Annotated in this window: 22 protein-coding genes; 8 read left to right on the forward strand and 14 right to left on the reverse strand. The window is 46.3% G+C overall.

Going from position 1 to position 23,275, the window contains the following annotated elements; genetic code table 11:
* Positions 1-246, forward strand: a 246-nt coding sequence (locus ASC40_RS01380) for a hypothetical protein (RefSeq protein WP_055437993.1), incomplete at its 5' end; no start/stop codon positions are given.
* 117 nt (positions 247-363) lie between these two features.
* Here ASC40_RS01380 and ASC40_RS01385 read toward each other — a convergent pair.
* The 12 genes from ASC40_RS01385 to pspA form a co-directional block, all read right to left on the reverse strand.
* Positions 364-2,838 carry a S9 family peptidase gene (locus ASC40_RS01385; RefSeq protein ID WP_055437994.1) on the reverse strand — a complete coding sequence of 825 codons (2,475 nt, stop codon included), beginning with the start codon at positions 2,836-2,838 and terminating at the stop codon, positions 364-366.
* Between the two features lie 105 nt (positions 2,839-2,943).
* Positions 2,944-3,585 (reverse strand): maleylacetoacetate isomerase, encoded by a 642-nt coding sequence (gene maiA, locus ASC40_RS01390; protein WP_055437995.1) that lies wholly within the window; start codon positions 3,583-3,585, stop codon positions 2,944-2,946.
* Between the two features lie 13 nt (positions 3,586-3,598).
* The gene (locus ASC40_RS01395) at positions 3,599-4,624 is read right to left on the reverse strand and encodes a fumarylacetoacetate hydrolase family protein (protein WP_055437996.1); all 1,026 of its coding nucleotides are present in this window, start codon (positions 4,622-4,624) and stop codon (positions 3,599-3,601) included.
* Positions 4,625-4,629: 5 nt separating this feature from the next.
* Positions 4,630-5,775, reverse strand: coding sequence for a homogentisate 1,2-dioxygenase (locus ASC40_RS01400; protein WP_055437997.1), 1,146 nt, complete (start codon positions 5,773-5,775; stop codon positions 4,630-4,632).
* Positions 5,768-6,832, reverse strand: coding sequence for a 4-hydroxyphenylpyruvate dioxygenase (gene hppD / locus ASC40_RS01405; RefSeq protein WP_055437998.1), 1,065 nt, complete (start codon positions 6,830-6,832; stop codon positions 5,768-5,770). The genes ASC40_RS01400 and hppD overlap by 8 nt, the downstream gene beginning before the upstream one ends.
* A gap of 287 nt (positions 6,833-7,119) precedes the next feature.
* A complete protein-coding gene (tyrR, locus tag ASC40_RS01410) occupies positions 7,120-8,667 on the reverse strand; it encodes a transcriptional regulator TyrR (RefSeq protein WP_055437999.1) in 1,548 nt (515 codons plus the stop codon).
* 114 nt (positions 8,668-8,781) lie between these two features.
* Entirely contained in the window at positions 8,782-9,123 is a 342-nt protein-coding gene (locus tag ASC40_RS01415) for a 4a-hydroxytetrahydrobiopterin dehydratase (RefSeq protein WP_055438000.1), read from the reverse strand.
* A 43-nt stretch (positions 9,124-9,166) separates the two neighbouring features.
* Positions 9,167-9,970, reverse strand: coding sequence for a phenylalanine 4-monooxygenase (phhA, locus tag ASC40_RS01420; RefSeq protein ID WP_055438001.1), 804 nt, complete (start codon positions 9,968-9,970; stop codon positions 9,167-9,169).
* A complete protein-coding gene (gene megL, locus ASC40_RS01425; protein WP_055438002.1) occupies positions 9,963-11,204 on the reverse strand; it encodes a methionine gamma-lyase in 1,242 nt (413 codons plus the stop codon). Before megL ends, phhA begins: the two co-directional genes overlap by 8 nt.
* Positions 11,205-11,404: 200 nt before the next feature.
* Positions 11,405-11,800 (reverse strand): envelope stress response membrane protein PspC, encoded by a 396-nt coding sequence (gene pspC / locus ASC40_RS01430; protein WP_055438003.1) that lies wholly within the window; start codon positions 11,798-11,800, stop codon positions 11,405-11,407.
* Positions 11,797-12,033 carry an envelope stress response membrane protein PspB gene (pspB, locus tag ASC40_RS01435; protein WP_055438004.1) on the reverse strand — a complete coding sequence of 79 codons (237 nt, stop codon included), beginning with the start codon at positions 12,031-12,033 and terminating at the stop codon, positions 11,797-11,799. Before pspB ends, pspC begins: the two co-directional genes overlap by 4 nt.
* Positions 12,034-12,130: 97 nt before the next feature.
* Positions 12,131-12,808 (reverse strand): phage shock protein PspA, encoded by a 678-nt coding sequence (gene pspA / locus ASC40_RS01440; RefSeq protein WP_055438005.1) that lies wholly within the window; start codon positions 12,806-12,808, stop codon positions 12,131-12,133.
* 215 nt (positions 12,809-13,023) lie between these two features.
* Here pspA and pspF point away from each other — a divergent pair, with 215 nt between their 5' ends.
* The 7 genes from pspF to putP are packed head-to-tail and all read left to right on the forward strand — an operon-like array spanning position 13,024 to position 20,968.
* A complete protein-coding gene (gene pspF, locus ASC40_RS01445) occupies positions 13,024-14,121 on the forward strand; it encodes a phage shock protein operon transcriptional activator (RefSeq protein WP_055438006.1) in 1,098 nt (365 codons plus the stop codon).
* Between the two features lie 7 nt (positions 14,122-14,128).
* Positions 14,129-15,751, forward strand: a complete 1,623-nt coding sequence (gene sapA, locus ASC40_RS01450; RefSeq protein ID WP_055438007.1) for an ABC transporter substrate-binding protein SapA — start codon at positions 14,129-14,131, stop codon at positions 15,749-15,751.
* Entirely contained in the window at positions 15,738-16,766 is a 1,029-nt protein-coding gene (locus ASC40_RS01455; RefSeq protein ID WP_055438008.1) for an ABC transporter permease, read from the forward strand. The genes sapA and ASC40_RS01455 overlap by 14 nt, the downstream gene beginning before the upstream one ends.
* Positions 16,756-17,652 (forward strand): ABC transporter permease subunit, encoded by an 897-nt coding sequence (locus ASC40_RS01460; RefSeq protein ID WP_055438009.1) that lies wholly within the window; start codon positions 16,756-16,758, stop codon positions 17,650-17,652. The genes ASC40_RS01455 and ASC40_RS01460 overlap by 11 nt, the downstream gene beginning before the upstream one ends.
* Positions 17,649-18,647, forward strand: a complete 999-nt coding sequence (locus ASC40_RS01465; protein ID WP_055438010.1) for an oligopeptide/dipeptide ABC transporter ATP-binding protein — start codon at positions 17,649-17,651, stop codon at positions 18,645-18,647. Before ASC40_RS01460 ends, ASC40_RS01465 begins: the two co-directional genes overlap by 4 nt.
* The gene (locus ASC40_RS01470; protein WP_055438011.1) at positions 18,640-19,440 is read left to right on the forward strand and encodes an ATP-binding cassette domain-containing protein; all 801 of its coding nucleotides are present in this window, start codon (positions 18,640-18,642) and stop codon (positions 19,438-19,440) included. Before ASC40_RS01465 ends, ASC40_RS01470 begins: the two co-directional genes overlap by 8 nt.
* A 4-nt stretch (positions 19,441-19,444) precedes the next feature.
* The gene (gene putP, locus ASC40_RS01475; RefSeq protein ID WP_055438012.1) at positions 19,445-20,968 is read left to right on the forward strand and encodes a sodium/proline symporter PutP; all 1,524 of its coding nucleotides are present in this window, start codon (positions 19,445-19,447) and stop codon (positions 20,966-20,968) included.
* A gap of 165 nt (positions 20,969-21,133) precedes the next feature.
* On the opposite strand, the gene ASC40_RS01480 is transcribed toward putP, so the two are convergent.
* Positions 21,134-22,153: a patatin-like phospholipase family protein gene (locus ASC40_RS01480; protein WP_055438013.1), complete on the reverse strand. Its 1,020-nt coding sequence runs from the start codon at positions 22,151-22,153 to the stop codon at positions 21,134-21,136.
* A gap of 21 nt (positions 22,154-22,174) precedes the next feature.
* Positions 22,175-23,242 (reverse strand): recombinase RecA, encoded by a 1,068-nt coding sequence (gene recA, locus ASC40_RS01485; RefSeq protein WP_055438014.1) that lies wholly within the window; start codon positions 23,240-23,242, stop codon positions 22,175-22,177.
* Positions 23,243-23,275: the final 33 nt, after the last annotated feature.

The following is a 23,275-nucleotide window of genomic DNA, read 5'->3' on the forward strand; positions in this document are numbered from 1 at the left end:
GCTGAGCCTGAAGTGAAAGCTGAGCCTGAAGTGAAAGCTGAACCTGAAGTGAAGCGAGGCTCGACCAAAGGTTTTGTTACTTCAGCACCTATGACTAAAGCGAGTCCAATTGTACGCACTGACGCCTTCCAGCCGTTAGCAGTTGCGCAAAATCACGTACGCTTGCCATTCAATAAAGATGCCCGTAGTGCAAGCTTTAAAGAAGCGCGTTCAGTCACCGTTGCTGAAATGACTAAAACGCAGTAACACTGCCGTTTGAAATAGAAAATCAAACAAATAAAAAGCCAAGTTGAATATCAACTTGGCTTTTTTATGGCCTTCAGAAATTGGGCTTGATGACCTAAGCTCTATCGTTTTGGCTTATTACTTCAAGTTTTCTTCAAACAGTTTGAAAATACGACGGTATTCATCCAACCAACTCGATGGCTGACGGAAACCGTGTGGTTCAACTGGGAAGATTGCCGTTTCGAAGTCTTCTTTCTCATGCTCAATCAAGCGCTGAACTAAACGAACGCTGTCTTGGAAAAACACATTGTCGTCAACCATGGGCGAGTTGATCAGCAATGCGTCTTCTAAACCTTCGGTAAAGTAAATTGGCGAGCTGCGACGGTACGCAATAGGATCATCGTCCGGTAAATTCAAAATATTCGACGTGTAACCCGTGTTGTAATGTGCCCAGTCGCTCACCGGCCGTAATGCCGAGCCGGCTTTAAACAAGCCAGGTTCTTTAAACAGCGCCATAAAGGTCAGGAAACCGCCATAAGAGCCACCGTATGTGCCCATACGATCGGTATCTACGTTGGTGCTCTCGCCTGCCCACTTAACCACGTCAACTAAATCTTCAACTTCTGGAGTGCCCATTTGGCGATAAATGGCCGTGCGCCAATCGCGCCCATAGCCCTTTGAACCACGGTAATCAAGGTCTAACACCACATAACCTTGCTGGGTTAAAAACGTATGGAACATAAATTCACGTTGATAGCCAGACCAGCCAGCATGGGCATTTTGCAAATAGCCAGCACCATGAATAAATACCACCGCTGGGTACTTTTCCGCGCGATTCGGGTCGTAATCTTTCGGATAATATACCCGCGTATAAATTGGGTGCTCAACATGGCTTGAAGGAACAGGCACAATTTCTGGCGCTACCCAGTCAAACGCCATGAATTCATCTGTCACAGTTTGTGTCAAACGCTTGGCGATGTCCTCACCAATGTTTTGCACATAAAGCTCCTCTGGTTGCAAAGCTTCAGAGTGCTTCACTAACAGTTTGTCTTCTTGCGGGCTCAATTCATAATTATTAATGCCGCCAAGCTTAGTCAACTGTTCAAGCTGCGCAGACTGCGTATGCACGCGGTAAACTTCGTAGTTACCTGGGTGCGTTTTATTGCCACTAAAATAAATGTAGTCGCCGTTGGCGCTTACAGTCGGGTCTTCAGTGACAAAGTTGCCTTGCGTTAGTTGTTTAATTTTGCCGTTTAACGGTTTCACATACAGATGTGCGTAGCCATCGGCTTCTGACTGGAACCACAACGTTTTGCTGTTCGGTAAAAAGCCAAACTCATTGTGGGTATAGTTAATCCAGGCCTCATCGTGCAAACGCTCATGGTTCACAAAACGTTTCCCGCCAAAATCAACACTGGCTATCCAGCGGTCTTTGTTGTCCCATGCTTCAAGCATAAGTGCCGCTTCGCTGCCATCGTCAGACCAGCGAATAGCACCACTTTGCCAACCCCAGTCTTGCATTAAAGTAATTGGGCGCGGTTTTTTTTCTGATGTATAAGTCTTACCTTGGGCCGCGTAATTTTCTTTGCGCACATCTGCCAGCACATCATCATTCCAACCAGGTAATGTGTTGTAAGTTAACTGGGTTTGCTCGCCAGAAGTTAAATCTAGCACCATAACCTGATGCTCAACAGGCTTGGCATCGGCAACGCGGGCACGCACTGACTCTGCTGCAACACGACCGTCTTCAGTGACATAATTCGGCATAATATCGCCGTCAGCACGCCATTTTTGCGGATCACTAATCGCTACAATCAATTTGTCACCAGCTGGTGATAAGCTCGCGGCCACAACTTGCTTGCCTTGGCCCAAGTAAAATGGTTGAGGCGCAAGTGAGCGATTGCTTTGCTGCAACTGTTGCTGCTGGGCAAAGCGATCAGCTTTGTTTTGACGCTCCACTTGCACAAACTTAATCAGTTCTTGTTGTTCGCGAGCTACGAAGTCTTTGGCGTCAGTATTGGCTTTTGGCGCGTCTTTGGTTTCTAGCGCAGCAATTTGCTGCGTTAATCCAGTCGCTGGGTCAACCACAAAAAAGTCGTTATTTTGGCGGTATGCCAACTGCCCGTTGGTCAAAAATAATAGCTGACTTTGGCGAGCTTCATCGCGGGTAAGCTGTTTAGTCTCACCTTGAGCGAGGTCACGAACAAAAACATTGCCCTCAAAGGTGTACGCTAGAAGCGTACGGTCAGCGTTGTAAACGCCGTTGTTGTAAGCGTAATTATGTAGTTTTTCTACCGGCACTTTATGGGCGCCTTGGTCCAGCGGTTGATGGTACCAGTCACGCAAAATCGATCCTTCGCGTTTTTGCTGGTATAACACCCCGCTGCCATCGAGCATCCAGTAGGCATTTTCTGGTGAGCGAGCGACCCAGTCTTGATCAGCCATAATTTGTTTTATGGTCAGTGATTGATTCGCAGTTGCTTGTGAATTCGCAGCCGTCGCCAGCACCGCCGGCGGTGTTACGGCGGCTGTATTGTTATTTGTCGGCTCAGTGATAGCACAAGACGCGCTCATGAGCGCGGCAGCAATGGCTATTGCTAATTTTGTTTTCATTTTTAGATCCTTGTTAGCCTATTTGTACCGGCTCATTAAACCAAAATGCCCAGCAATATACGAGCTGGGCATAGCATGAATGCGATGAAATTCGCGGTTCTTGGGTTAGCTTTCAGCGTCAGGCTGTTTGCTTGGATGCGCAGCCGCAACCCAAGGCAGTTCTAGCAGGCGTTGATAGATAGTCCGAATGAGTGGATAGTCCTCTAGGGCTATTCCAAAACGCTCCGCGCTGTAAACTTGCGGAACTAAACATACATCCGCTAGCGAGAAGTCGTCGCCCACACAATACTGGCCCGAAACTTCTTCCAGGTTTCGTTCTAGCGCCGTGAAGCTCTGCTTAAACCAATGCGCAAGCCAAGCTTGTTTTGCATTATCATCCGCGTCTAATTCGCGCACTAAATATTGCTGAACGCGTAAATTAATTAATGGCTGTAGTTCACTGGCAATATCTAACGCAATGGCACGAATAGCACCGCGCTTCTGCGCGTTACCTGGTAACAACGAGGGTTTTGGGTGAGTTTCTTCTAGGTATTCAATAATCGCCAACGACTGGTGCAAAATAACTGGACCATTCACAAGGGTTGGCACTAAGCCATTCGGGTTCAGTTGGCGATACGCTTGTTTGTGCTGCTCCCCGCCCTCTTTAATTAAGTGAACAGGAATATAGTTGTAGTCTAGTTGCTTATAATTGAGCGCAATACGCGCCCGGTAACTGGCGCTCGAGCGCCAGTAGCCGTAGAGTTCCATGATTACTCCGCAATTATTCGTCATGCGGCGAATACTGCACCACTTTTTGGTCTATCGCGCCAAAAATACTGTGGCCGTGTTCGTCGGTCATCTCTATTTTTATGGTGTCACCAAATTGCATAAACCCAGTTGCAGGTTTACCGTCGCGAATGGTTTCAATCATTCGTACTTCGGCAATACAGCTATAGCCCACGCCGCCTTCGGCAATGGCGCTGCCATGATCAGTGCCTTGCTTATTCGACACTGTCCCTGAACCAATAATTGCACCGGCCCCTAAATGACGCGTCTTAGCCGCATGAGCAACAAGCTGCGCAAAATCAAACGTCATGTCTTCGCCAGCATTAGGTTTACCAAATGGCTTACCGTTATAGTAGCTCAATAATGGCAAATGTACCTTGTTATCACGCCAATTTGCGCCCAACTCATCAGGAGTTACGGCAACTGGCGAGAACGCTGAGGAAGGCTTGGACTGGAAAAAGCCAAATCCTTTGCCCAATTCGTTCGGAATTAACCCGCGCAACGACACGTCATTCACTAACATGAGTAACCGAATGTACTCGCCAGCTTGGTCAGGCTCAACCCCCATGGGTACGTCGTCAGTAATTACCGCAATTTCACCTTCAAAGTCGATACCCCAGGCAGTGTCAGCCATTTCGATATCGTCTTTCGGACCTAAAAAGTCGTCAGATCCGCCTTGGTACATGAGCGGATCGGTCCAAAAGCTCGGTGGCATTTCGGCGTTACGGGCTTTGCGAACAAGCTCAACGTGGTTGACATAAGCACTGCCGTCAGCCCACTGATAAGCACGCGGTAATGGTGACTCGCAAAGGCGCTCATCAAATGCTTCCGCGTCGGCCAATTCGCCGTTGTTCAACGCCTGATATACTTTTTCTAGCTCTGGGGCTACACCGTCCCAGTCATCTAAAACTTCCTGCAGGGTTGCAGCTAGGGCTGGTACCTTAACAGCTTTAGTTAAATCTCGACTAACCACCATCAACTGGCCGTCTCGGGTTCCATTTCGATAGGTCGCAAACTTCATAAAATTTATGCCTTGTTGTCGTCTTTCGCTTTCCAGCTGTATACGTAGTCAGGGTTTTCTACCCCAGCACACGCCTCGCCCATTTCTAATGCATTACGGGTATCGAGCATCACCGCTACTTCGTCGGTGAACTTTTTCCGAAACTCTAACCCTGCCTGAAAGGCCTTCGGGTGTGGCCCGTGGGTAAACCCAGCTGGGTGGAAGGTTACCATACCTTTATCAATGTTATCACGGCTGAAGAAGTCACCTTCATGGTAGAACAAGACTTCATCGTAATCATCATTGTTATGGTAAAACGGTACTTTTAACGCGCCAGGATCAGACTCAATAGGCCGCGGAACAAAGGTACAAACCACAAAGCCATCAGCCACAAAGGTTGTGTGTGCCGAAGGTGGCAAATGGTAACGGTGGCTCATTAATGGGCGAATATCGCGCCAATTTATGCGCACCGGGGCTAAGTCGCCATGCCAACCAATGGCATCTAACGGGTTAAACGGATAAGTAATCACTGACACTTTGCCGTGCCGTTTAACCTGAACTTGCCAGCTATCTTCGCTGTATTGCGCCTTAAACGCGTCGTTGATATCTGGTGTGTCCAAGCACGCAGGGTCAAAAATTGCATGATTACCTACTAGCCCTTTTTCAGGCAGTTGGTACGCGCTGTTGGTCGCCTCAATCATCACAATTTGCATGGGTTCAAGTGGCTCAATGCGCCATGAGGTGGCACGCGGTATCGCAAAATAGTCGCCTTTTTCTAAGGTGATATGGCCATAATCGCAAAATAACTCGCCGCGCCCTTCATGAATGAACAACAGCTCGTCGCCATCTGAGTTGCGCACCAAGAAATCCATGTTCTTATTGCAGTGCCAAATACGGAATTTACACTGTGCATTGTGCAATAACATCGGCACTTGCCATGGTGATTCCGTGGCCACGTTGTCGAGTTTATTAAAATCAAAGTTGCGTGGGCGTAAGTCGCCTTCCCACTCACTCCAACCAGTTGGAGCATGGCGATGATGAAAGTGCGTAGCCGGCCCAAAAAAGCCGCTACGCCCTACTTCGCGTTCATAGATCGCTTGCTCCGGAAAGTCAGCGTGCGCCTGCTTTGAGGCCACACCAACTTGTTTCGGAAAGCTAATCCATTTACGCATCGCTTAATACTCCACGGCGAATTTGGTCTTCTTCAATAGATTCAAACAACGCTTTGAAGTTTCCTTCACCAAAACCTTCGTTACCTTTGCGCTGAATAATCTCAAAGAACACCGGGCCGATAACTGTTTGGGTAAAGATCTGCAGCAAAATACCGTCTTTCATTGGCGCGCCGTCAATCAAAATTTGCAGCTCGCGCAGCTCGTCCACATTCTCTTCGTGGCCTTCAACACGCTCATCAATCTTCGCATAGTAGGTATCTGGCGTTGGCATAAAGTCCATACCAATCGCTCGCAAGTCGCGTACGGTTTTGTAAATGTCATCAGATGTTAAGGCAATGTGTTGAATACCTTCACCATTGTACTCACGCAAGTACTCTTCAATTTGTGACTTGTCGTCGTGCGACTCATTAATTGGAATACGAATTTTGCCACAAGGTGCAGTCATAGCACGGCTTAACAAACCGGTTAACTTACCTTCAATGTCAAAATAGCGAATCTCGCGGAAGTTACCAATGCGCTCATAGAACCCAGCCCAAGTGTCCATGTTGCCGCGGAATACGTTGTGCGTTAAATGGTCAACTTCATATAATCCGGCAGCGTGATCTTTCATCTTCGCTTCCCAATTGTCATAGAAGTTAAAGTCAGCATGGTATATATCGCTGTCGACAAAATACAGCACGCTTTCACCAATGCCATAAACCGCAGGAAACTCTGCTTCGCCCGCTGCCGTATTACGTTGGAACGGTTTCGCACCATTTGCAACCGCGTGCTCAACCGCGTGCTTCGCATCTTTGACGCGCCACGCCATGCCACAAACGCTGGCACCATGTGCCTTGGCAAATTCTTCAGCCTGGCCACCCGCTTCGGCGTTAATAATAAAATTAATATCGTTTTGCTTAAATAACCAAGCTTCCTTGGTTTTATGTTTAGCTACTTCGGTAAAGCCCAATTTAGTGAACAAGTCTTTTAAATCGGCAATACCTTTTGCGTTTGGTGCTGTGTACTCAACGAACTCAAAGCCGTCAGTTTGTAATGGGTTGTAATTAATATCTGTCATAAATTCCTCGTTGTTTTAATTCAGCTATCAGATATCAGCGACTCTTCCCCAATATCCAATATCTAATATCCAATATCGCTTTTGCTCTAATATCGCTTTTGATTTTCTACATATTGGGAGAGATATTGGAGAGAAGCTAGCGAAGCACATACAATAGTGCCCGGCTGATAAAACAGACAATCTGTAAACTAATTGATACAGATCAAATTCAAGGCCTTGAACCGCCCTGTAATGTCACGAAAAGATTACAACGACCAACCCACCTGTAAACAAATCGATACAAATGCCTAGCGTTTACGCTTTCCAATACCGTAGTCGCGTAATTTATTTGCCACCGCCGTATGCGATAAACCAAGTTTCTTCGCTAGCTGACGGGTACTTGGATAGCTTGGGTACAAGCGGCGCAAAATAGTCGCTTCAAATTTTTTGACCGCCTCATCAAGCGTTCCATCTTCAAGATCAACAGGTAAATTTTCGGGCAAACTATCAACTTCTGGTAGGTTAATATCACGTACATCAAGAGTGTCGCTTTCTGCCATTGAAATTGAGCGAAACAGGACATTTTCCAGTTGCCGAACGTTACCCGGCCACTGATACCGTTGTAAGAGCTCTCGTCCGGCCCTTGTTAACATCACCAAACTGCGACCCAGTCGTTGGCATGCCTGCACAGTAAAATGCTCGGCTAACAAAGGAATGTCCGACTTGCGCTCACGCAATGGCGGCACGTGTAGACTCAACACGTTTAAGCGATAGAATAAGTCTTCTCGAAATTTCCCAGCTTCTACACGTTCACTTAAATCATCGTGTGACGAGCAAATAACCCGAACGTCTACCGTCACTTCTTGTTCTTCGCCTATGCGACGAAAACGGCCGTCTTGAATAAAACGTAACAACTTGGCTTGTAGACCATTCGACATTTCGCCTACCGCATCAAGCAATACGGTACCGCCGTTAGCTTGTTCAAAAATGCCTTTTTTCGCTTCCGTATAAGGCCCTAAGCTACCCTTACCATGGCCGAATAATTCGCTTTCTGCCACGTTGTCTGGTAACGCCGCACAGTTAATGGCCAAAAAAGGTTGTTCAGCACGGCTACTTGCTTGATGGCAGGCTCGTGCCAACAACTCTTTACCGACGCCAGTTTCACCGTGTATCAGCAAGGGCACGTTGAGTTGCGCCATTCGGGCCGCTTCTTTTAGTAAACGTTTCATGCTGGCATGTTCACCGAGTATTTGACCGAATGCTTCTTGTTGATTGCCCCGCTGCCACTGGCTCACCAAGGGTTGTGGTTTGCAGGTGATCACAGCGCCAGCAAAGCTATTATGACCATTTTCATCGGCCACCCAAACCGGCATCAAATCGGCGAAATATTTAGCGCCACTTGCACTCACTTGCTGTGTGGTGGGTTCAGTAGGCTGTTTATCTAACCAGCGCTGCACCGCAAAGCCGCTTAACCAGTGGCTAATGGCAGTGCCATTGAGCTCGCTACGGTTATCGGTGAGTACCTGCTGAGCTGCGTCGTTCGCTATATCAATAAAACCTTTGCTATCAACCGACAATACTGGGTCCGGCAGTTTATTTAGCAGTAATTTGAATTCAAAATGCTCACGCTCAGAGGGCATGTAAGCGACAGTTTTTACGTCTTTAACGTTCGCAATACGGCGTATTTCTGGCATTAAATGCTGAAAGTCTTCAAACTCGAGTTCTGGAAAATTAAGAAAAATCTTACCCTTGGGGTCAACTTCAATACCACGCAAATCAATTTCATAATCGCGCAAAATTTGTAGCACGTCTTGGGCAATGCCAAGCCGATCATCGCAGGTAATTTCCAAACGCATAGCTGTGTAACGCCGTTATCGATGTGTGTATTTGTAAACATAAGTATACACAGAAAAAGCCCCCCGGATAAGCATCCTGAGGGGCTTTTTTAAAGTCGTCGGAGCAGCTAAGAATTAGGCGTCTAAAACGCCATCTGTGCGCGCTGCCATAATAAAGTCGTTTTTGTGCAAACCATTAATGGCGTGGGTCCACCAAGTTACCGTCACTTTACCCCACTCGGTGGTTAGCGTTGGGTGGTGAAACTCTTCTTCGGCAATTTCGCCCACACGATTAGTAAATGCCAACGCTTGTTTGAAGTTCTTGAACTTAAACTCACGCTCAAGTTGCATCACCCCATCGCGTACTACCGGCGTCCAGTCTGGAATTTCGCGAACTAACTCAGCCAACTCTGCGTCTGTTACTTGTGGGGCATTGGCGTTACAGGCTTCACATTTTTGTTGTTTCAAATCTGACATTATTGTCCTCTGTCATTTTGTCTAAAAGCTAAAAGTGCTTATGTTAAGCAGCGTTAGTTTTGTCTTTAGGTGGAAACTTTGGCTCAAACAACCCAAGCTCCATCGCTTCGCGCACCAACGCCATAATATCTAAATCAGCAATATCGAATAATTCATCGGTTTTGCTAATGGTGTAGTAAATAGGTTGCATAATATCAATGCGATAAGGTGTACGTAGCGCGTCAAGCGGTACTAACGGCTTACGCTCTGGTTTATCGCTATGAATAGCATATTCTGTTTCGCCTGGTGACGACAAAATACCGCCGCCATATATACGTAAGCCTTCGTCGGTTTGCAACAAACCAAATTCAACTGTGAACCAGTATAAACGCGCTAAATAAACACGTTCTTTGGGGCTTGCCGCCAAACCTAACTTTCCGTACTGATGGGTGAAGTGAGCAAACGCTGGGTTTGTTAACAACGGGCAATGGCCAAAAATTTCATGGAATATATCTGGCTCTTGCAGGTAATCAAACTCTTCACGGGTACGAATAAATGTAGCCACCGGAAACTGCTTGTTTGCTAACAAACGAAAGAATTCATCAAACGGAATCAGTGCCGGCACTTGGGCCACCTGCCAACCGGTTGTCGCCTGCAAAACTTCGTTAATTTCATGTAGCTGCGGAATACGATCCTGCGGTAGTTTCAGCAATTCCAAGCCGTGCATGTATTCATCACAGGCTTTGCCTGGAATGTGCTTAAGTTGCCGAGCAACAAGCTCGCTCCAAATGGCATTCTCTTCGTCGCTCCAGGCAATAATACCGTTCGCGTCTGGCTGTCGTGAAACATAGTTACTTTGCTTACCCATATTTAACTTGTTCCTCGTTGTTCTGTGTGTTGCTGTTGCAGCATGCAGCAAATGCTTGCTCAAGGTCGGCAATAATATCGCTGACCGCCTCTAAACCAACCGATATACGAATGAGCGTATCACTAATACCTGCCGCAGCACGGGCTTCCGGCGTATAAGGTGAATGCGTCATTGATGCTGGGTGCTGAATAAGCGTTTCGGCATCGCCTAGGCTTACCGCAATGGTTATCAACTGCAGGCTATCGAGTAATAAACGTGCGGTGTTTAAATCGCCATGCAATTCAAACGCAATAACCGCGCCTGCCCCATGCATTTGCGTGCCCATTAATTGCTGCGCAGGATGATCAGCGAAACCTGGGAAAAATATCGTTTTCACCAGCGGTTGTTCGCGTAGATACTCTGCTACTTTGACGGCATTTGTGCAATGACGTTCCATACGCACGTCTAAGGTCTTCAATCCACGCAGAATTAACCAAGCGTCATGCGGGCTCATGGTTGCCCCCATGTCTTTTAAAGTGGTTAATTTAATAAGCTCTATGTCTTCTTCACTTCCGCAAACAATACCGGCAACCACGTCACCATGCCCATTCAAGTACTTAGTAGCACTGTGCAGCACTAAGTCAGCACCTTGTAATTTCGGTTGCTGCAGCAATGGCGTCATAAAGGTGTTGTCGACCACTAAGCGCGCACCCTTGTTATGTGCAATCTTGGCTACCGCGGCTATATTAATGACTTTTAAATGCGGATTAACTGGGCTCTCTAAAAAAACTAATTTGGTGTTGTCACGCATAGCACTCGCGGTTTTCTCTAGGTCGCTCATATCAACAAAGTCGACCTGAATACCAAAACGGGTGAACAAATGCGAAAATAAAGCAAAACTACAGCCATAAATAGCGTCAGACACCAGCACATGATCGCCATGAGCCAAAAACGCCATCATACTTGCCGATACTGCCCCCATGCCGGTGGCTGCAGCAGCTGCTGCCGGGTAGCCTTCTAACGCGGCAACGCGCTGCTCAAGCTCGGTAACTGTTGGGTTACCCAAACGACTATAAATGTAACCGGCTTCCTCGCCGGCAAAACGTGCAGAGCCCTGCGCCGTATTCTCAAACGAGAACGTCGCAGTTTGATATAAAGGTGCAACCAAAGCGCCGTGTTCATCACGGGTCTTCCCGCCATGAATAGTTATCGTCGCTGGCTGCCATTGCGGTTTGTTGTTGTCTTTAGTGCGCATTGGCAGATAATCTCCTTGTTGTCGGGCAACAGATTGCATGCCGCAAGCGCTGAAAGCAACGGGATACTTTGATGCTGATCAGTTTTTACTGTAACGATTTTTTTCCACTCTATCTGCAAGCAAACATAAAAAAACCCGCTGCAGGACAAGCCTAACAGCGGGCTATTCACGGTGCTCTTGTACCAGGGGCTAGCGCCGTCTTACAAGCGATCTAATTCGCGATCAAGCTTATAAGCGTTCGATGTCACATAGCGTTCCATTTTCTGTAACGACTGCTCCATGTCCTGAAATTCTCGTGCAATGTCATGAAACGCACGTTGTGGTGGCTCACCGGCTTGCCATACTTTGGTTTTAACGCCAACGGTATGCTGGGAATGGCTCACCGGATCGGGCTTTTTTTCGTCAAGAATGAACCACATAGCAACATATATAACGAAAACAAAACTTGAGCTAAATATTAAGGCTGTTACTGCAATAATCCGTACTAGCCACACTTCAATATTAAAATACTCAGCTAAGCCTGCACAAACACCAGCAATTTTTCCGTTCGCTTTGTCGCGCATTAAAGTGCGACGGGTGCGACTTTCAATACTCATGCGCGTTCCCTCCACTTCGGTGACTCGGCGTCTAGAATAGATTCGAGGGTTTTAATGCGCTCGCGCATGCGTTCAGCCTGGTGCGCAAGCTCCTGCAGCTGCAGCAATTCGTCTTGGTTTAAACCCTGACCAATTTTGCGCTTACTGCGGTAGTGCATAATGATCCAAATTGGCGCGACAAAAATCATAAATAAAATAATGGGTGCGCCAACTATTGGGACTAAAATATCCATGTTCGTCTCGTCTCTCGTCGTTCAAATATAGGGGGGTGTCCGCAGACACCACACCACCTTTTTATCAGAAAGTTTACCGATAATTAGTTAACAACAATTAAGCTTTATTATCAGTTTTATCTTTATTAACACGAGCTTTCAGTGCAGCTAACTCGTCGCTGATTTTGTCGTCGGTTTCAAGCTCAGCAAATTCATCGCGTAAGGTTTTCTTACCCATATCATATGCTTCAACTTGTGACTCTAAATCATCAATTTTCGACTCGAAGCGTTCAAAGCGCAACATGGCGTCATCAATTTTGCCGCTATCAATGCGTTTTTTAACTTCCAGCCGGCTGCTGGCAGCCCGTTGACGCATAATGATGGTCTTTTGACGAGCTTTCGCGTCGGCTAACTTCTCTTGCAATTGACCAACTTCTTCATTTAACCGCGTTAAATGTTCATCAATGCGTGTAATGTCGGCTTGTAAACTTGCTGCATCAGCTGCTGCTTTTTGTTTTTCAATTAAAGCCAACCGAGCTAAGTCTTCGCGATCTTTACTTAGTGCAAGCTCCGCCTTGTTTTCCCACTCAGCAACTTCCTTTTCGAAGCGGCCCAATTGGCGCTCAGTATCTTTTTTCTCGGCAATTAAGCGCGCAGATGTTGAGCGCACCTCAACCAAAGTGTCTTCCATTTCTTGAATAATTAAGCGAACCATTTTTTCTGGATCTTCCGCTTTATCCAATAATGCGTTGATGTTTGAATTTACGATATCTGTAAAACGTGTGAAGATACCCATGTTCATTTCCTCATAAAGCGTCAAATTGAATTTTTAATTACGTTCGCTGGTTTGACTTGCATGTACCGTGCCAACTTTTTAAAAGTCGCGCAAGCTATTTATTTTTAAGCTTTTTTGCAATTTGAGTTAAAAAACATTTGACGCTTTACGGTTATGAAATACACTAATTATTAGTCAAATTCACCAATAACGATAATAACAGCGTGGTGCCAACCATGAGTCGCTTTCGCGAAGCCGATAATTTAATCGGGCAAGCTAATAGTTTTCTCTCAGTTCTTGAACAAGTTTCGCAAATTGCTCCGCTTGATAAACCAGTATTGATTATAGGTGAGCGCGGAACGGGTAAAGAGCTCATTGCTGCTCGACTGCATTTTTTATCAAAGCGGTGGGAGCAGAACTATATCAAGCTCAACTGTGCCGCGCTTAGCGAGAGCCTTCTCGAAAGTGAGTTATTTGGACATGAAGCTGGAGCCTTTACCGGTGCGCAGAAACGGCACGAGGGTCGGTTTGAACGTGCCGATGGTGGTAGCTTATTTCTTGATGAATTAGCCAACACATCCGCTCTTGTTCAAGAAAAAATTCTACGTGTTATTGAATATGGTGAATTTGAACGCGTGGGGGGCACAAAAACGGTTCGTGTCGATACCCGTCTCATAGCTGCGACCAACGAAGACTTACCAAGTTTAGCCGACGCTGGCGACTTTCGGGCTGATCTACTTGATCGTTTAGCATTTGATGTTATTACCCTTCCGCCACTACGCGAGCGCCGCGAAGACATCATGCTGTTGGCAGAGCAGTTTGCTATTCAAATGGCCCGCGAACTGGATTACGAACTATTCAGCGGCTTTACCGAATCGGCGCGCAAAACCTTGTTGGATTACCATTGGCCAGGCAATGTGCGGGAACTAAAAAACGTCGTTGAGCGCTCGGTTTATCGCATCGGTAGTGGCCAAGTACCCGTTCATGAAATTATTTTAGACCCGTTCGCTAGTCCTTACCGTCCAGCGGTTGCTGCACATCGCGCCAACAGCTCAAGTACCATCGCGACTACCGCCAAAGCGCCAAGCACCATCAATACACCGGACGATGACCATAGCGAGACCCACAGTTTGCCTAAGGCTGTCGGTTTTTGTGTTGATTTTGAACAAGGCAATATCGACTTCAAGGAAGTTACCGCAGAATTTGAAATTGATGTGATTCAACGCGCGCTTCAGCATGCACAATTTAACCAAAAGAAAACAGCAGAGCTGTTAGGTTTAACCTATCATCAATTGCGTGGTTATTTGAAAAAGTATCAATTACTTGAAGGGTAAGCCAACTATGCTCCAACGTATTGCCATCATTTGTAGCGCTGCGGTTCTTGCTGCATGTGGGCCAGTTTCCGAGCACGCTCAAGTTGAACAAGACGGCTTAATTTATTGCTCCGAGGGTAACCCGGAAAGCTTTAACCCACAGCTAGGTACCTCGGGCACCACGGTCGATGCAACCTCGGCGCAAATTTACGACCGTTTATTAGATTACGATGACAAACGACAACAGTTTGTGCCGGCTTTAGCGCGTGGTTGGCAAGCCCTCGACAACGGCACCCGCTATCGTTTTAATTTGCGTACCGATGTATCTTTTCATCATACCAACTGGTTTGAGCCTTCACGCCATTTCAATGCCGACGATGTTGTCTTTAGTTTTAATCGCTGGCTAAGCCAGCAGCACTCGTATCATTACGTAAATGGTGGGCGTTACCCGTTTTTTCGTTCAAGTGGTCTTATTCGGCTCATACATTCTATTGAACGTATTGATGAATACACAGTAGATATAAAACTCAACCAGCCAGACAGTTCATTTTTAGCGAACTTAGCAACTGATTTCGCCGTTATTTTGTCCGAAGAATACGCGCAACAGTTATTACGCGCTAACCATCCCGAACAAATTGACCGTTTACCAATTGGTACAGGCCCCTTTCAATTTGAACTATTCCGCAAAGACTTTATTATTCGCTACCAACGGCATGAGAATTATTGGCGGCAGAAGCCAGAAATTAAACGCTTGGTTTATGTCATCACACCAAATGCTAATAAACGTATGTTGAAGCTACTGACCGGCGAGTGTGACGTCATACCCTACCCACTCGTCAATGAGTTATCAAAGCTTGACCAAAATGCAGAAATTGAAGTCGGTTCATCGGTTAGTCCAAACGTGTCATTTTGGGCATTTAATACCCAACGCCCGCCGTTTGACAATGTCTTAGTGCGCCAGGCTCTGGCACATGCGGTAAATCGCCCGGCGATTGTGCAAACCATTTATGATGGTAACGCGCGGCTTGCCACTGGCATGCTTCCTGAAACGTCCTGGGCATACAGTAGTGCCGAACAAACCTACCCCTTCGACCCCGCCAAAGCGCGCGAACTGCTAAGCGCTGCAGGCTACCCCGATGGCTTTAGTATGACTATATGGGCAATGCCAGTGCAACGCGCCTACAACCCAAATGCCCAGCGCATGGCCGAATTAATGCAAGCCGACCTTGCCCGAATTGGAATTGACGCAACTATTGTTAGTTACGAGTGGAATACGTTTCGCCAGCGTCTGGTAGAAGGTCAGCACGACAGTGTACTTATCGGCTGGGTGGCGGATAACGCTGACCCCGACAATTTCTTTCGTCCTGTTTTGAGTTGCGCTGCCGCGCGCAGCGGTAATAACCGAGCCATGTGGTGTAACCCCGAGTTCGATAAATTATTGGTATCGGCCATTAGTGAAAGCAATGTTGATCAGCGCAAACATCTCTATCAGTTTATCGAGGACATGGTTAAACAACAGGCGCCTTTGGTTCCTATTGCTAATTCGTTGCGTTATCAGGCACATCGAAGTGACATTGAGGGGGTGGAATTACCTCCCTATGGCGGTATCAATTTTCGCTATGCGCGGAGGGTAAACGATGATTCGTTATAGCCTACGCCGACTAATCTTGTTAGTCATTACTTTGTGGCTATTAAGTCTATTGTTGTTTAGCCTAAATTATTGGTATCCAGGCGACCCATTGACCAACATGAGTGGTATTACCGCGAATAATACAATTGCTTATCAGCAAGCCGAGCTAGCGCGTGGTTTTGACCACGGTTTACTAAGCCAATATGTACACTTTTTAGAGCATTTAATCCATGGCGATTGGGGTATTTCTTTAGTTACCGAACAACCCGTTTTTGATGAAATAAAGCCGCTTATGGGCGCCACTCTTGAACTGGGTTTATTAGCCATGGCATTGGCCCTATTCCTTGGCATTCCTTTAGGTGTTTATGCCGCGATTCAGCAGCGAGGCTTACTTGACCGTGTCATAATGGGCCTAAGCCTGAGTGCTTATTCCATTCCGGTGTTTTGGCTAGCCCAGCTATTTATTTTGCTGTTTGCTCTAAAACTTAATTGGAGCCCAATTTCCGGTCAAATTAATCCGCTGTATGCCATAAATGTACAAACCGGCTCGGTACTCGTCGATATTCTCATAAGTGACTCGCCATATAAAACAGCGGCGTTTTACAATGCTCTACATCATTTGTGGGTACCTGTGGTGGTGTTGGCTATTATGCCGCTAACCATGCTCATTCGAATTATGCGCAATTCAGTGTTGGACGTGCTTCAGCAAAATTACATCAAAGCCGCTCGCGCGCGCGGCTTAACCGACCGCCACATTATGTTTCGCCATACCTTACCTAATGCCCTCCAGCCCATTGTTAGGCAATTAGGCCTGCAATTTAGCGTATTGATGACCAATATTATTATTACCGAGGTTATTTTTAACTGGCCCGGTGTTGGCAGTTGGCTGGTTAAAAGTATCTATGAACGTGATTTCCCCGTCATTCAAGCCGGATTATTAGTCTTGGCCTCGCTGATATTAATGGTCAACGTGTTTGTTGACGTAGTTCATGCGTGGCGCTATCCGCAAATAAGGAAAGAAATCGATGCCGAGTAAAAGTATTTATTACCAGTATCGAGAGCCCTCACCGCTGCGTCTTTTGTGGTTACACATGAACGCTAACCCATTCGCCGTGGTGGCTTTTTATATATTTAGTTTTTTAATTTTACTCATGGTGCTGTCACCGGTTATTGCTCCATATAGCCCGGATGCACAGTTCTCTGGTGCTATCTCACAGCCACCAGCATGGCATGAGTTAGGGCAAATACAGTATCTTTTTGGTACCGATGATTTAGGTCGCGACTTATTGTCACGTGTACTCGCAGGTTCAGTCTACAGTCTAGGCTACCCATTGTTAGCAACCACGGTAGCTGCGCTCATCGGCATTAGCATTGGCGCCTGGGCAGGCATGAGCCATGGGGTTCAATCGTCAACCTTGAACCATTTATTAGACGTGGTGCTCTCTATTCCATCATTACTGTTGGCACTCGTTATTATCGCCATTCTCGGCCCTGCTCTACACAACATAATGATTGCCATTACCTTGGTGTTAATTCCACAGTTTATCCATAGCGTGCATAACGCATTCTATGAAGAACGCACTAAAGATTATGTTGCAGCCTCACGTTTAAACGGCTGCAGCCGTTGGTATATTCTGACACGGGTTATTTTCCCCAACATAACCACTGTGGTTGTCATGCAAGTGACATTCGCGTTATCAACAGCCATTTTAGATATTGCCGCGTTAGGCTTTTTGGGTTTAGGGGTACAAGCGCCGGCCCCCGAATGGGGTACCATGTTAGCACGCAGTTTAGACCAAGTTTATTTGGCTCCCTGGACCATGATCTTACCCGGAGTTGCCTTATTTTTAACCGTGTTGTCAATTAATGTACTTGGCGATAGTCTACGTGCAGCCATTCAAGAGCGAGTTCGTGGCACATGAGTACTATTTTAGATATTCGCAATTTAACCATCGAATTAGAAACCAGTGCTGGCACTGTTAAAGTGCTAGACAAGGTAAGCTTGCAGCTTGCTGAAGGAGAAATTCATACGCTGGTGGGTGAATCTGGTTCGGGTAAAAGCCTTCTCGCAAAAGCAATTATGGGGTTTATTAACCCTCGTTGGAAAATTACCGCAGACCGCCTTTGGTGGCGACACTACGATTTGCTTAGCCTTAATCCTACGCAACGTCGTCTTGTTACTGGGCGAGACATGGCCATGATTTTCCAAAATCCCGGAAGTTATCTTGACCCAAACACCAAAATAGGCGACCAAATTCGCGAAACCATACCTAAGTCCGAACTCAAGGGTATTTATTTACGGCGCAAAGCCTCGCGCACAGTTAGAGCCGAGCGGTTACTTCATCGCGTGGGAATCAAAGATCATCAAAAAGTTATGGAAAGTTATCCCTATCAACTTTCCGAAGGTGTGGCACAAAAAGTCAGTATTGCCATGGCCATAGCGCACAATCCTAAGTTACTGATTGCCGACGAGCCGACTACAGCAATGGAACCTAACACCCGTAACCAAATTTATCGGTTATTGGCCAAACTTAGTGCCGGCCAAGGCATGAGTATTTTAATGGTTACCCAAGACTTAACCTCCATTGTGCCGGAAAGTCAGCGCATGAGCTTGGTTTACTGCGGCCAACTCATGGAGTCAGGCGCCACCGAGCAACTTCTCTCAACGCCAATGCACCCGTATACGCAGGCGATGCTACAAATGAGTTTCTTTGATCAAGAAATAGCCCCAAAAACAAGGTTACCTACTCTAACCGGAGCGATACCAACGTTACAGCACATGCCTATTGGTTGTCGTTTAGGCCCTCGTTGCCCTAACGCGCGCCGCGACTGTATTCACCAACCGCGTTTAACCAAATTCAAGCAACGCGAATTTGCCTGTCATTTTCCCATTCGTGAGGTGAAAAGCCATGACTAGTTTGCTTGAGGTTCACAACATCAGTAAGTATTACCGCGCAAAAAATGGTTGGTTAAAACAGCGCCGCATCTGTGCTTTAGAACCCTTGAGTTTCAGTATTCAACGGGGTGAAACCATTGCCATTATGGGCGAAACCGGCTCTGGTAAGTCAACAATTGCGCGCCTTATTGCTGGCGCTGAAGCACCTAGTAGTGGTGAAATTTATCTCAATGGCGAGTTACTTAATCCACATGACTATCAAACGCGCTGTCGCGAAATACGCATGATATTTCAAGATAGCTTAAGCTCGCTTAATTCGCAGCTCACCATTGGCCGGCAGCTGCTCGAGCCATTAAAATTTAATACGCGTTTAAGTCAGGCAGAACAACATGAACGGGTATATGTGATTTTGCAAAAAGTCGGGTTGCTACCCGATCACTTCAATTTTTACCCGCATATGTTGTCCAGTGGACAGCAACAAAGGGTATGTATTGCCCGTGCGATTATTCTTGAACCGCAAATTATCGTAGCTGATGAGGCATTCGCCTCATTAGATCCATCGATTAGAGCTCAAATCATTAATCTAATTCTCGATCTTCAGGAAGATATGGGCATTTCCTTTATTTTCGCCTCACATTCGCCGGAGATCGTGAAACATGTTGCTGACAAGATCTTAATAATGCATCGTGGTAAAATGATTGAGTTTGATTCTACACAGGCGCTACTAACAAATCCGAAAGAACAAATCAGTAAAAATTTGCTGCAATCGGAACAATTGAATAAAGCGCTTAAACACACAACAACACAGGAGTAAGGCTTTGGAAACAGGTACGCTCGTTTCATTAGCGCTCTATTTTATCGTTATGCTGGGCATTGGCCTATATGCATATAAGAAATCTACAGACGATGTTTCAGGCTACATGCTTGGTGGTCGTAAGTTAGGCCCTGGTGTTACGGCCTTATCAGCTGGCGCATCAGACATGAGTGGTTGGATGCTTATGGGGTTACCCGGTGCTATTTATGTCTCCGGTGTCTCACAGTTATGGATTGCCGTCGGCTTATTAATTGGTGCATATCTAAACTACATCATCGTCGCGCCACGTTTACGCACGTACACCGAGGTTGCAAATGACTCAATAACCATTCCTGACTACTTTGCTAATCGCTTTGATGACAAAGCTAGAGTTTTACGCGTATTTTCATCCGTGGTTATTATTATTTTCTTCACCTTGTATACGTCAGCGAGTCTCGTTGCCGGTGGTAAGCTATTTGCCAGCTCAGCGTTTGGCTTAGATTACAGCCTAGGCCTTTGGGTTACTGCTGGTGTAGTTTGTGCGTATACACTATTTGGTGGCTTTTTAGCGGTTTCTATGACCGACTTTGTGCAAGGCTGCATTATGTTTCTTGCCCTTGTCTTAGTGCCTATTGTCGCTATTTTTGACTTAGGTGGTATTGGCCAAGTGACCAACACCGTTGAGTCAATTAACCCTGATTTTCTGGCCTTCTTCCGAGATGCAAATATAGCTGATCCCATGCTAAATCAGCTGTCTTTTCTTGGCATTATCTCACTGCTCGCCTGGGGTTTAGGTTATTTTGGTCAACCCCATATTATTGTGCGATTTATGGCAATTCGTTCGGTGAAAGATGTACCAGCTGCACGTCGAATTGGTATCACCTGGATGTTTGTTTCAATTATTGGTGCCATGGTAACCGGTTTTGTGGGTATTGCTTATGTTGCAGAGACCAAAATGCAACTAAAAGATGCTGAGACTATTTTTATCATCTTCTCGCAATTCCTATTTCATCCGTTAATTTCAGGTTTCTTGTTGGCCGCTATTTTAGCCGCGATTATGAGTACCATTTCATCGCAACTATTGGTCACATCAAGCTCATTAACCGAAGACTTCTACAAAGCATTTCTACGCCGTGATGCAAGCGACAGAGAGTTAGTCACTGTCGGCCGTATTTCGGTATTGCTAGTGTCGCTGGTGGCTATTGCATTAGCGTGGGATCCAGAAAATACCATTTTAGGTCTAGTCGCAAATGCTTGGGCAGGTTTCGGTGCAGCATTTGGCCCGGTTATTATTCTTAGCTTGTTCTGGAAGCGCATGAATCGTCACGGTGCCTTAGCTGGTATGGTTGTGGGTGCAGCTACCGTGCTGTTCTGGATATACGCGCCAGTACTGGCTGACGGTGCGACGTTAAGCAGTGCTGTGTATGAAATTATTCCAGGCTTTATTCTTAGTACCATTGCTGTTTTTGTGGTAAGCCATTTAACGGCCGAACCCGATACAGAGCTGCAATCAACGTTCGACAAAATGGAGCAACAATTGCACCAGTAAAGGTCAACTGCGATATTAGCTCGTAGATATTAGATATCAGAAGAAAGATAAGTACGATAGCAGCTATTGGATATCGGATATCAGAAAGGAAAAAGGCGCCTCATGTGGCGCCTTTTTTGTTAGTTGTTAGCTGCTATCTAATAGCTAATATCGCTTTTGCTCTTCTCAGCCACGACGTTCGGAGTAGAGCTGTAGCTCAGAGAGAATGAAGTCTTTCATACGCATTGTGGTTTCATAACCCACATCAATAGCCTCATTACCACGCTCAAATTCCATCAGGCTAATATGTCCGAGCTTGGGTTGAATAAGAATATCAGGCGGATCGCCCGCTAAACGCGCTTTGGTAATACGCTCTTGCATAATATCAATTGAGCCAGCCATAACACCCAACATGCCCGGAGCTTTGTACGACGGACCATTGAATTTTTCTTTCATGCCATCCCAATAACTTTGGCTTGTTGATAGGAAGCTTTTGAAGAACCCTTCTTCCGCTTCATCACTCGGCTTATTACCTTCGGCTGGCTGTGTGGTCGTTGGCGTGTTGTGCCCATGTACGTCGGCTTGGGGCTCTCGTTCTTGATGGTCTTTCCCAGGCGCTAGGTATTTATTACGAGCCTCAACCGCTGTCGTTGTGAGCTGTGAGTTCAAGTTCACCGCAATAACGAAGTCTGCGCCTAGCGCACGACATAACGATACGGGAACCGGGTTAACTAAACCACCATCAACTAACCAACGACCATTGATACCAGTTGGTGCTAGCAGCCCCGGCATTGAGCATGATGCGCGTGAGGCGTCATACACATCGCCTTTACGCAGCCACACTTCTCGGCCAGTAAACAAATCAGTTGCTACAGCGCCATAAGTAACCTGCATGTCTTCAATGTTAATAGCACCGAAACGCTCGCGGGCGTGATTAAACACTTTTTCGCCCTGCACTAAGCCACCATGACTAAAGCCAAAATCAAGCAGGTTAAATACCTGCCAACGGCCCATGTCTCGCACCCACTCTTCTAACTCTTCGAGGCGGCCAGAAGCAAAACCGGCCCCCACAAGGGAGCCGATTGAAGTGCCTGCGACCATGTTAACTTCAATGCCCATTTCTTTTAAGGCTTTGATCACACCAATATGTGACCAACCTCGGGCAGCCCCTGAACCTAGGGCTAATGCAACTTGAACATGACTCATGCTAACGTTCGTCCTGAATGATTAAATAAGATCGTCATCCATCATAACATCGGCGTTGTCATCAGCAACATTTGTAGCGCTACCTTTAGGTGCTTTTACAGGCTTGGCTAATAACTGTTCACGAATTTGTTGCTCAATATCTGCAGCTACTTTCGGGTTTTCAATCATATACTTCATGGCATTGGCTTTACCTTGACCAATCTTGTCGCCTTTGTAGCTATACCAGGCACCGGCTTTGTCGATAATCTTCTGTTTCACACCAAGATCAATTAACTCACCTTCTTTCGATATGCCAGCACCGTACATGATCTGGAATTCAGCTTGTTTAAACGGTGGCGCTACTTTATTTTTCACTACTTTCACGCGCGTTTCGTTACCCACAACTTCATCACCCTCTTTCACCGCGCCGGTACGTCGAATATCAAGACGAACGGATGAATAGAACTTGAGTGCGTTACCGCCAGTAGTGGTTTCTGGGTTACCAAACATGACACCAATTTTCATTCGAATTTGGTTAATGAAAATACACATGCTGTTTGACTTTTTAATATTAGCTGTCAGTTTACGCAAAGCTTGTGACATTAAGCGAGCTTGTAAACCAACATGGCTGTCGCCCATTTCGCCTTCAATTTCAGCGCGCGGTGTTAACGCTGCTACCGAGTCAACGACAACGACATCAACGGCACCTGAACGCACCAGCATGTCACAAATCTCAAGCGCCTGCTCACCGGTATCCGGTTGCGATACCAATAATTCATCAACATTAACACCCAGCTTCTCTGCGTAAACAGGATCAAGTGCATGCTCGGCATCCACAAACGCACAAGTTTTGCCTTTTTTCTGAGCTTCAGCGATAACTTGCAACGTTAACGTTGTTTTACCGCTTGATTCTGGACCATAAATTTCTACCACGCGGCCAAATGGCAGACCACCAATGCCTAAGGCGATATCTAAAGTTAATGAACCGGTAGATACCGATTCGATATCCATAGCTTGGTTATCGCCCAAGCGCATAATGGAACCTTTACCAAATTGACGTTCAATTTGGCCTAACGCTGCATCAAGTGCTTTTTGCTTATCGTTGCTCATGATAGTGTCCGTCTCTGTGATTCATGTTGCTAG

The organism is Pseudidiomarina woesei, assembly GCF_001418345.1.
In the GTDB taxonomy this organism is placed as follows: domain Bacteria; phylum Pseudomonadota; class Gammaproteobacteria; order Enterobacterales; family Alteromonadaceae; genus Pseudidiomarina; species Pseudidiomarina woesei.

Excerpts from the sequence above, each read along its gene's own strand:
- ASC40_RS01385 (WP_055437994.1), bottom strand. The coding sequence starts at position 2,838 with ATGAAAACAAAATTAGCAATAGCCATTGCTGCCGCGCTCATGAGCGCG.
- maiA (WP_055437995.1), bottom strand. The coding sequence starts at position 3,585 with ATGGAACTCTACGGCTACTGGCGCTCGAGCGCCAGTTACCGGGCGCGT.
- ASC40_RS01395 (WP_055437996.1), bottom strand. The coding sequence starts at position 4,624 with ATGAAGTTTGCGACCTATCGAAATGGAACCCGAGACGGCCAGTTGATG.
- ASC40_RS01400 (WP_055437997.1), bottom strand. The coding sequence starts at position 5,775 with ATGCGTAAATGGATTAGCTTTCCGAAACAAGTTGGTGTGGCCTCAAAG.
- hppD (WP_055437998.1), bottom strand. The coding sequence starts at position 6,832 with ATGACAGATATTAATTACAACCCATTACAAACTGACGGCTTTGAGTTC.
- tyrR (WP_055437999.1), bottom strand. The coding sequence starts at position 8,667 with ATGCGTTTGGAAATTACCTGCGATGATCGGCTTGGCATTGCCCAAGAC.
- ASC40_RS01415 (WP_055438000.1), bottom strand. The coding sequence starts at position 9,123 with ATGTCAGATTTGAAACAACAAAAATGTGAAGCCTGTAACGCCAATGCC.
- phhA (WP_055438001.1), bottom strand. The coding sequence starts at position 9,970 with ATGGGTAAGCAAAGTAACTATGTTTCACGACAGCCAGACGCGAACGGT.
- megL (WP_055438002.1), bottom strand. The coding sequence starts at position 11,204 with ATGCGCACTAAAGACAACAACAAACCGCAATGGCAGCCAGCGACGATA.
- pspC (WP_055438003.1), bottom strand. The coding sequence starts at position 11,800 with ATGAGTATTGAAAGTCGCACCCGTCGCACTTTAATGCGCGACAAAGCG.
- pspB (WP_055438004.1), bottom strand. The coding sequence starts at position 12,033 with ATGGATATTTTAGTCCCAATAGTTGGCGCACCCATTATTTTATTTATG.
- pspA (WP_055438005.1), bottom strand. The coding sequence starts at position 12,808 with ATGGGTATCTTCACACGTTTTACAGATATCGTAAATTCAAACATCAAC.
- pspF (WP_055438006.1), top strand. The coding sequence starts at position 13,024 with ATGAGTCGCTTTCGCGAAGCCGATAATTTAATCGGGCAAGCTAATAGT.
- sapA (WP_055438007.1), top strand. The coding sequence starts at position 14,129 with ATGCTCCAACGTATTGCCATCATTTGTAGCGCTGCGGTTCTTGCTGCA.
- ASC40_RS01455 (WP_055438008.1), top strand. The coding sequence starts at position 15,738 with ATGATTCGTTATAGCCTACGCCGACTAATCTTGTTAGTCATTACTTTG.
- ASC40_RS01460 (WP_055438009.1), top strand. The coding sequence starts at position 16,756 with ATGCCGAGTAAAAGTATTTATTACCAGTATCGAGAGCCCTCACCGCTG.
- ASC40_RS01465 (WP_055438010.1), top strand. The coding sequence starts at position 17,649 with ATGAGTACTATTTTAGATATTCGCAATTTAACCATCGAATTAGAAACC.
- ASC40_RS01470 (WP_055438011.1), top strand. The coding sequence starts at position 18,640 with ATGACTAGTTTGCTTGAGGTTCACAACATCAGTAAGTATTACCGCGCA.
- ASC40_RS01480 (WP_055438013.1), bottom strand. The coding sequence starts at position 22,153 with ATGAGTCATGTTCAAGTTGCATTAGCCCTAGGTTCAGGGGCTGCCCGA.
- recA (WP_055438014.1), bottom strand. The coding sequence starts at position 23,242 with ATGAGCAACGATAAGCAAAAAGCACTTGATGCAGCGTTAGGCCAAATT.